We start from the raw sequence: 8,905 nt of genomic DNA, 5'->3' as shown, positions 1-8,905 counted from the left end.
CCCGGCCCTTGCGTATTCCGGATGTTACTGTCGCGGTCGAAGGACACGATGCGTGGTTCACCACCACTGAGGTCATGACCCCGTTCGAGCGACGATGGTGACCGCGGAGATCGCGCGGGCTGCGCGCCGGCACGAAGCGGTGTTGCTGCTTCTGTTCGCGATATCCGGGGCCTACTTTCACGGCGGCGGAGCCTCGAACCAGAATGCCCGCTTCGACGCAATGGTTGCCGCGGTGGAGGGCGACGGTTTCCGTATAGACCGATTCATGAGAGGGCCCGACGGTGCGCTTCGCGAGCCTCCCCCGACAGGCGGGAACACCGCGGACTGGTCTTTTTCGCCAGCCAATGGTGTGATCCACCCACAGCCCGGGAGTGGTCGTGAGGCGGGGCACTACTACGCTAACAAGGCTCCCGGTACGATTCTCATCGGCACAGTTGTGTTTGCGGTTGTGCGGGGAATCTCGAGTGCCTTTGGAACGGGGTCTCTGGATTCGACAACCATCGAGTTCCAGCTGTATCTGGTCAATTTCCTGGTGTCGGTGATTCCGGTGGCACTGGCGGGATTGGCCCTGAGGCGCGTGGCGCTGAAGCTCGGAGCATCCCAGCGGCGGGCGACTGGCCTCGCCCTTTTGATGGTTTTCGCCACCCCGTTTTTTCCTTACCAGACACAGCTCTGGGGGCATCCGACGGCTGCCTCCTTTGCAGTATTCGGCGTTGCAGCTGCGCTCAGGCTGGATCGCCGAGGAGCGTTCACCTGCGGGTTCTGTGTCGGCATGGCCGTGCTCTGTGACTATCTTGCGATTCTGTGGGTAATCTTGTTCGGAGCTTGGTGGGCCTGGAAGAGGCCCCGATTGGTAGCCGTCTGGGTCCTCGGTGGCGTGTTGCCGGCTGTCGCCTTTGTTGCCTACCATCAGACGTGTTTCGGCTCTCCGTGGGCGCTCGCCACGGACACTACCAACGAGGTTTTCGTTGATGACGATCATGCCTTCGGCGTCCTCGGTGTTCCACAGCCCGACCGTGTGGCGGCCCTCTTGGTGAGCAGGTACCGGGGACTCCCGCTGCATGTGCCTCTTTTGCTACTGACTCCTGTGGGTCTCGGTTTCTGGTGGTGGAGACGCCGTGCCAATCGGGAAATCGTGTGGCTGATCGCGGCGGGAATCGGCATATACCTGGTGTCGAATGCGGCGTTCAACGGCTGGCACGCGGGGTCGTCGGCGGTCGCCCGGTACCAGATTCTCGCCCTGCCTCTCTGGGTCCTTGCCCTGGCGGGCGTGCCGTGGCAGGGCGTGTGGCGATGGATTACGGTGCTGCTGGCGACCGTATCCGTCGCCAACATGTTCACCTTGGCGGTCGTTGGTCCGTTGACTCCCGAATGGTATGGCGACTCCCCCCAATGGTGGAACCCCGCATGGACACCTTCTGCCGAGCTCGCACAGGGAATCGCGAAGGGGACCGAGGACCACCCCTTTGCGCGTCCCGATCTCTTCTACGATTCGGTCTACGGGTGGAGTTGGCGCGAGCTGCACCTCGGCCGGGTTGGAGCTGCCGCAATGCGTCCCTTCATGCCGCTCGGGATCGGCGGCGTTCGCTTTTGGCATCCCACGAACGCCGGCCTCCTGCTCGGGCTTGGCGGCGTTTCAAGCCTTCTTCCTCTGCTGGCGTTCTTGCTCGTGGGTGTGATCTGGCTGCTGCGTTCGGCTCGAAATCTCGATCTTTGCCGAGAGGTACCATAGGAAGGTGGAAGCAGCTCGACGTCCGCCTCGGGAGCAACCGGGCTCCGGAAAAATCCTGATATTCGTTGTCGCGTATGAAGCGGAGCGGCACATCGTATCCGTCTTCGAAAGGATCCCGGAAGAGATCTTCAGTGACCCTGCGGTCCACATCCTGTGCATCGACGACGCATCGAAAGACCGCTCTGCGGAGCTGTTGATGCAGTGGGTCCGTCGAAACGACCATGAGGATCGAATCACCGTGCTGCGAAACCCGGTCAACCAGGGATATGGTGGCAATCAGAAGCTCGGCTACAGAATGACCGTCAATCGCGGTTATGACCTCGTCATCCTCCTCCATGGTGACGGCCAATATGCGCCGGAGCTCCTGCCGGACATCGTTTCCACATGGAGGAATGGGAACGCGGACGTCATTCTCGGTTCACGCATGCTCGAGCCGGGCGGCGCGCGAAAGGGTGGCATGCCGTTTCACAAGCGGGTCGGGAATCGATTCTTGACGGCTTTCCAGAATCGGTTGATCGGCGAGAACCTGAGCGAGTACCACACCGGCTATCGCGCCTATACGCGCCAGTTCTTGAACAGCATCCCCTTCGAAATGAACACCAACGACTTTCACTTCGACACCGAGATCCTGCTCCAGGCTGCCCACATTGGTGCGCGCATCGTCGAAATCCCGATCCCGACCCGTTACGGTGACGAGGAGTGTCACGTGCCGACGCTTCGGTACGCGCGCGACGTGGTCCTCTCGACGATCCGGTTCAGACTTCACCAGATGGGCATGTTGTGCAGCCTCAAGCTGAGGCACCTGAGGCCTCTGCGTTATCAGGACAAGACCACGATTCCGTACTCCTCCCACGCGATGGCGCTGGAGGAGGTCCGGCTCGCCGGCCCGGGTCGTGTCCTCGATCTCGGGAGCGGTCCGGGTTTCGTCGCTGCAAAATGTGCTGAAGACGGAATCGGCGTCACCGCCGTTGACCGCGAGCCCCCGCTGCCGGGGATTGACCTCGAGTTTTTCCCGGCGGACCTCGACCGCGACCGTCTGCCTGTAGATCCGGGTGATTTCGACTGCGTGCTGCTCCTGGACCTGATCGAGCACCTCCGGGATCCCGAGGGGTTCATGGTCTCTCTTCGACATCGCATGGAGAGGCCCTACCCTCGGACGGGTGAGCCGTTTCTGGTGGTGCTTTCGACGCCGAACGTCGCATTTATTGCGGTGCGCCTCAACCTTTTGATGGGCCGCTTTCCCTATGCCGAGAGGGGGATTCTGGATATCACTCATACCCGTCTGTTCACCCGCTCGAGCCTCGTGACCCTGCTCGATGATTGTGGTTACCAGATAGAAAAGGTCCGGCCCGTTCCGGTCCCCTTCGAGACGGTGGTTGGGGGGCCACTCGGGCGATTCCTCGGCTATCTGGCTGCCGCCGGCGCCCGCGTCTGGCCGACTATGTTCGCGTTTCAGTTTCTGGTCACCTGCCGGCCCAATCCTTCCGTCGCTCAGGTTCTGGCCTCCGCAGAACCTCCCACTGCCTGAGTGCCGGGAAGAAAATTGTCGATAGCAGTTTCCCACGTATTGGAGATCGGTGTCACCGATTCTTCAACGCAGTTCGCGGAAGAACCGATTCCAACGGGGTCGGAAGTGACGTTCCGGATCGACTGATGCTGCGACGGCAGTCGCGCGGCCGACGATCTGTTTGCCGGGGACCGAACCAAAGTACCGGGAGTCATAGCTTTCGTCGCGGTTGTCGCCCATCAGGAAGTAGGCGCCGCGGGGTACTGTGACCGGCGCAAAGGTCGGTCGGCAGTGGGCGCCAAAGGGGATCATCACGGCATGCGGATTTTCTCCAAGACGCTCCAACGCGATCAACTTGCCCGTGCCGCCGGGCGTCGGGCCGGTGATGAGCTCGGGTGATGGTGGTGCGTAGGACACGGCGTCGCCATTCACAATCAGGTGATCGTCGATCATCGAGACGGTGTCGCCGGGGATTCCGATCACCCGTTTGACGAGTCGTTTCCCGTCGACTGGCGAATACAAAACAACGATGTCACCTCGCGCCGGTTCGGCCCAAGAGAACAGGCGGTAGGTGGTGAACGGAATCTTCAGGTCGTAGGCCAGCTTGTTAACGACAATGCGGTCGCCCTCGAAGATCGTCGGCTTCATCGAGCCAGTCGGGACGTCGTTCCAGTCCGCCACCGCCGATCTGAACGAGGTGATGATGATCACGATCAGAAGCACGGATCGCAACCACTCGGTCCACCATCTCTTGAGCGTCTTCGTCACTATTTCGTTCACCTCGATCCTCGTGGGTTGTACGTACCGCCGGAGCAGCTGGTTTCAAAAGATCTGGACGATTGTGGCCTGGGGAACGAAATGATCAGTCGCGTTTCGTGCCGGGCGGCATGATTGCCATCGGAAAAGTCGCGACCTTTCCCTCGCCCGAAGTGATGCGCCCTCGGCCGGCCTTTTCGACCTCGTCGATGCGGAGAACCGAGTGTAACGGTACGTAGACCCGACGCACGCCCTCGAACTCGGTCTTGAGCCGTTCCTCCGAGGAGTCGATGAGGAGCTTTGAACGCTCTCCGAATATCAGCTCTTCGATCTCGACGAAGCCGAACAGGCCCCCTTGCGACACGTTTCGGGCATAGACCTCGTAGACCTCTCCCTGGCTGACGAAATTCACCCGGTAGATCGTTTCCTTGCTCAAAGTCTTTCGCTCCAGCCCGAATTTGTAACACATTTCTCGCCGTACTGTCCCAGCAGTTCCTGGTTCGCCGGCGCCGCGAGACCGTGCTCGGCTGCCAGGGCCACAACTGCCTGGTTCCGAAAATCGAGTGCTTTGGCCTGCGATGCGCGTACCCAGCGGAGGAATTTCGCGGTTTCGAGGAAAGCCGACCAGGCGCGGCTATCGATCTCGGCGCCGGTGGCGGCAGAGCACGCATTGACCGCCTCTTCGAAGACAGCTTTCGCCTCGCCGGGGCATTCGGCCAGATAGTCGCCGAGGGTCATCGAATGAACTGCGAGCGGCAGCCCGACGACGCAATTGAAGCCCATCTTGTCCGCCTCGAGGCTGTCAAACATCGCCTTTTCGACTGGCTCGCTCGGGAGGCCGCCGGCGGCAAGTGCAAGCGCCATGTCTTCGGCCAACGGCCCTGCAAAGGCGTTGGCACGCAGTATCTGAAAGAAATCACCTTTGGAGGTGAACCAGATGAGGCCCCGGGTGTTGTCCGGAAGATCGACGAGAAGCGGGCGAATCCAGCCGTTCTGGACCAGGATCAGGCGTTCGGAAGGCACATTGTGAAGGGTTTCCAGCACCTCTGCGAGGGATTCCTCGCCGACGCAGACGAGACAGACTCCTTCGGGATCCCCTCGGGCCTCGTCCCAGCCCCGGGTACGGGTGACTGGACAGGTGGGGACACCGGCCCGATCGAGCGCGCCACCGAGTCGCCGCCCTACTTCTCCGAGGCCTACGACGTAGGTTCTCGGAAGCCTCAGTTCCGACACGACTCGGCCCCTCGAGTCGGTCGGTTGGCCGTCGGGAAAAGCCTTGGCGGGGCGACTTGGCAAAAACTCATTCGGTGTATCGCAGTATCATGGCTTCGACCGCCCGTTCGCATACCCTGCAGTACGGCTGTGCACGTCGCGAGAACATCAGGCAATCAATCATCGGCCTGTAGAGACCGGTCGAGGAGTAACCCGCTCCCTCGAATGCCCCGACAATCCCCGCCGATGGCCTCGATGCAAGATATTTCTCGACCCACTGGCTGTGGACAGCGGCGTGGCGGGTCTCGATGTCGCGTAGTTCCCGGAGCTTTTCCTCCGAGGCTCCGGCTCTGGATGCTTCTCCGATCGTCTTGTTGAGCTCGGTCCTCTCCTCTTGGTAGGCCGAATCCTCTCTATCGAATGCTTCTTTGCCCCAAGGCGTGGGAAGGGCGGTGCCTGCCTCAATCAGATCTCGCCACTTGAGTTCGGAAGGGTCCAGAAGTGCGGTGATATTCGGCTCGTGCGGCTCGTGGCCGCGAGGGTAGAAGTCGTTATACGCCACCGACGAACTGTAGTACTCGTCGGCGAGGCCGGCGAAGGAGTGACCAAACTCGTGCAGGAGGAGGTAATCGGCCCAGTCCGAGTGTGCGGTGAAGGTGCAGAAGAGGTTGTAGATACCTCCACCACCGTAGCGGTCATGGTTCACCATGATGATCAGGGCATCGTACGGCGCGTTGGCGGCGACATCTCGCATCGACCTGTTGTCCTCGGTCAACATGTAGCGCTCGGATCCGAGCGAATTGAACGACGCTCCCAGGGAGGTCGACCGGTAGACGCCACGCGAGGGTTCGTCACAGCCGCTCTCGGCCGAGGGCGCCAGCACGCCGCGAACGCTGATGTGTGCCCGGTTCGCGTTGAAGGGCGGGTGGGCGAGCAGTGTCGCCGACGCATGCTCGAGGTCGGTTTTGAAGGTCTCGATTTCGCTCGCTGCGTATCCCTCTCCGAGAATCGTGATGTCGAGGACCGCGTGGGCCGGTCCTCCGAGGTGTACCTCGACGACGACGGCGTCTCTCGTCGGCGGTTCCGTCGAGATGTGAACCGACGTGGGGTCGACCGAAATATTGTTCAGCAGCGCGCACGAGCTATCTCGTTGTCGGGCGCTGATCCGGACCTCGATCGGCCGTCTTGGAAACGGCAGCAGTACGGATTCGTGGTAGGTCCTCATTACACCATCTGAGGCGCCGGACGTGGTGCGGTATTCACCGAAGTAACTATCGAAACCCTTGGAAAAGAGCACTGAGCCGTCCGCAGGATCGGTCGCCTCGACGAGGTACGAACCGTAGGGGAACGGGTCCAGCAGCTTGGTCCGAGGGCCGGCCCACTCCCCCTGACGGTAGAGGCGATCGAAGGTCACAATCTCTTTTTCGGCGTTGCCCGTATGGAAGAAGTCGATTCTCAAAGTGGCGTTATCGAAGTTGCGGTCGAAGGTCTCGTCGGCCCACGAAAACGGCGCCAGAGAAAGGGTGGCGACGAGTGCGGACACGAATTTTCGGATCATCATGGCCTCCCATGGCACAGTGTGTTCGCAGCCATTGTGCCCGATCCGGACGCCCGGGGTGAGAACCAATTGGCGTGAACGACGTAGAATCTACTCATGAATTCTTTCGCTCGGAACCTGGTGGCCGTAGTGCTGGCGGCAGTTGCTCTGCCAGCGGCTGCCGACGCGCCCGACGAGGTGTTCGGTTACGAGGAGTGGCAACACGCGGTGAGTGAGCTCGGCCTGGATCCATCTCAGGTCGTCTACCCGTTCGAGGTCAACGAAGAAATGGTGCTTTGGGCCGAAGAGCAGGTTCGCGGCTACGGGAGTCTCGGACCTGAGTCCCGGCTCGAGGTCCTGCAGCGCTCCTTCTTTGACGAGGGAAGGTTCGAATTCGAGTACGACGAGGCCCGGACTCTGACTGCGGAAGAGGCTTTTTCGAGTCGCCAGGGCAATTGCATGTCGTTCACGTCGCTGTTCGTCGCCCTCTCGAGGAGCCTCGATCTGCCGACGTTTCTGCTGTCGGTCAGCCGGCAACCGGAAATCGTCAAAGAAGAAGGACTGATTGTCGTCAATCGGCACGTCGTGGCCGGGTTCCGCGCGCCCAGCAAGATCTACATCTACGACTTTTACGTACGGAACGAGTCACCGTACATGAGCCAGCGGGTGATCGACGACGTTGTGGCTTCGGCGATCTATCACACCAACATCGGTGGGTATTCGATTCGCGTGAATGACCTCGATGAGGCTATCCGAAACCTCGAATTGGCGGTCGTGCTCGCCCCGCGATGGGCTCCGGCATGGGTCAACCTTGGTGTTGCACGGTCGCGGCTCGGGGATCGAGAGGGGGCCTTCTCTTCCTTCCAGCGTGCGCTGGAGGTGGAGCCCGGGAACTCGTCGGCTCTGGTGAACCTGGCCAGAATCTACCGCGAGGACGGTCTCGAAGAAGAGGCGGAAAATGCCATGCGAGCGGCCGCCGAGTCGACCCGGAACCCATTCACGCTCATCGCGTTGGCCGACGCAGAAATGACGCGAGGGGATTTCGACAAAGCGCGCCAGTATCTGAAGAGGGCGCGCTGGTGGTATGGGAAAGAGCCGGAAGTCTACCAAGCCATGGCCCGCCTTGCGCGCTTGGAAGGTGACGACCAGCGTGCACAAAAATTCTCCGAACGCGCCATGCAACTTCGTCTCGAGGCGCTGAAGGAGTCGGAATAGTCCGCTGGCTACCGGTGACCAGCGAGTTGCATTCTCATGCCGCGGGGATTATCACTGTTGGGATGAGGGTGATCCTTTCTCTGATGATTGCGTTCGCGTCGGCGATCGCGGGTGCCACGATCCGGCCGGCTGCTGTAGCCGGAGGCTTCTACTCGGATGATCCGGAGCGGCTTCGCGCCGAGGTCGAACGGATGCTCGATGTGCCAGAGGCGTCGGTCGGTGCGAGAGCATTGGTCGTGCCTCACGCCGGTCACTTCTATTCCGGTGCCGTGGCCGGCAGAGCATTCGCGGCCATTGATGCTGAGGGCCTGCGGAGAGTGGTTCTGATCGGGCCTTCCCATCACCGCTCTTTCACCGGTGCCGCGCTACCAGCGCGCGGCATCCAGGCGTTCGAGACTCCGCTGGGTGCAGTGCCGGTGGATGTTGCTGCAGTGGAGTCCTTGAGGAAGAATGAGGACTTCGCTGGGCCCTCCGCGGCGCACGGCCCGGAGCACTGCCTCGAGGTCGAGCTGCCGTTCCTCCAGGTACTGGCACCCGATGCAGCGATCGTGCCGATTTTAATAGGCAACGGGACCGACTCGGAGACCGCGCGACGGTTGGCCAGGGCGTTGGTGCCTCTGATGGATGAGGGATCCGTGATTGTCGCCTCCTCGGATTTCACCCACTATGGCCGCAACTACGGATGGACTCCGTTTTCGGGACCGGGCCTCGCGGAAAAACTCGTGCGCCTCGGTGGAGTGACAGCAGGGCGCCTCGCCGCGATCGACCCTGCAGGGTTCAGGCACCAGGTTGAAGTCAGCGGCGATACGGTCTGTGGAGCCCGCCCTCTGGTGGTTCTCGCGGAGCTCTTGAGCCATGCATTCGACGGACGCGGAGAGGTCCTCGACGTCACGACCTCCGGCCATCGGACCGGCAGCTGGGAAAGCTCGGTGACGTATGCTGCAAT

At 61.3% G+C, this 8,905-nt stretch carries 8 protein-coding genes; 4 read left to right on the top strand and 4 right to left on the bottom strand.

Going from position 1 to position 8,905, the window contains the following annotated elements; translation table 11 throughout:
• Nucleotides 1–94 precede the first annotated feature (94 nt).
• Nucleotides 95–1,732 carry a hypothetical protein gene (locus LJE93_08535; protein MCG6948942.1) on the top strand — a complete coding sequence of 546 codons (1,638 nt, stop codon included), beginning with the start codon at nucleotides 95–97 and terminating at the stop codon, nucleotides 1,730–1,732.
• 4 nt (nucleotides 1,733–1,736) lie between these two features.
• A complete protein-coding gene (locus LJE93_08530) occupies nucleotides 1,737–3,260 on the top strand; it encodes a bifunctional glycosyltransferase/class I SAM-dependent methyltransferase (GenBank protein MCG6948941.1) in 1,524 nt (507 codons plus the stop codon).
• A 63-nt stretch (nucleotides 3,261–3,323) separates the two neighbouring features.
• Here LJE93_08530 and lepB read toward each other — a convergent pair whose 3' ends face one another.
• The 4 genes from lepB to LJE93_08510 form a co-directional block, all read right to left on the bottom strand.
• Nucleotides 3,324–4,019 (bottom strand): signal peptidase I, encoded by a 696-nt coding sequence (gene lepB / locus LJE93_08525; protein MCG6948940.1) that lies wholly within the window; start codon nucleotides 4,017–4,019, stop codon nucleotides 3,324–3,326.
• An 82-nt stretch (nucleotides 4,020–4,101) separates the two neighbouring features.
• Entirely contained in the window at nucleotides 4,102–4,431 is a 330-nt protein-coding gene (locus LJE93_08520; protein MCG6948939.1) for a DUF1820 family protein, read from the bottom strand.
• Nucleotides 4,428–5,228 carry a hypothetical protein gene (locus tag LJE93_08515; protein ID MCG6948938.1) on the bottom strand — a complete coding sequence of 267 codons (801 nt, stop codon included), beginning with the start codon at nucleotides 5,226–5,228 and terminating at the stop codon, nucleotides 4,428–4,430. The genes LJE93_08520 and LJE93_08515 overlap by 4 nt, the downstream gene beginning before the upstream one ends.
• Nucleotides 5,229–5,295: 67 nt before the next feature.
• Nucleotides 5,296–6,765 carry an IgA Peptidase M64 gene (locus tag LJE93_08510; GenBank protein MCG6948937.1) on the bottom strand — a complete coding sequence of 490 codons (1,470 nt, stop codon included), beginning with the start codon at nucleotides 6,763–6,765 and terminating at the stop codon, nucleotides 5,296–5,298.
• Nucleotides 6,766–6,861: 96 nt separating this feature from the next.
• On the opposite strand from LJE93_08510, the gene LJE93_08505 reads away from it, so the two are divergent.
• Complete coding sequence (locus tag LJE93_08505) at nucleotides 6,862–7,959, top strand: tetratricopeptide repeat protein (GenBank protein ID MCG6948936.1); 1,098 nt, start codon at nucleotides 6,862–6,864, stop codon at nucleotides 7,957–7,959.
• 83 nt (nucleotides 7,960–8,042) lie between these two features.
• Nucleotides 8,043–8,905, top strand: an 863-nt coding sequence (amrB, locus tag LJE93_08500) for an AmmeMemoRadiSam system protein B (protein MCG6948935.1), incomplete at its 3' end; no start/stop codon positions are given.

Source organism: Acidobacteriota bacterium (assembly GCA_022340665.1).
In the GTDB taxonomy this organism is placed as follows: domain Bacteria; phylum Acidobacteriota; class Thermoanaerobaculia; order Thermoanaerobaculales; family Sulfomarinibacteraceae; genus Sulfomarinibacter.
The sequence above is the reverse complement of the archived record's forward strand: the minus strand, read 5'-3'. Positions and strand labels throughout refer to the sequence as shown.

Bases quoted from the DNA above. Each gene is read 5' to 3' on its own strand.
- LJE93_08535 (MCG6948942.1), top strand. From the start codon at position 95: ATGGTGACCGCGGAGATCGCGCGGGCTGCGCGCCGGCACGAAGCGGTG.
- LJE93_08510 (MCG6948937.1), bottom strand. From the start codon at position 6,765: ATGATCCGAAAATTCGTGTCCGCACTCGTCGCCACCCTTTCTCTGGCG.
- LJE93_08505 (MCG6948936.1), top strand. From the start codon at position 6,862: ATGAATTCTTTCGCTCGGAACCTGGTGGCCGTAGTGCTGGCGGCAGTT.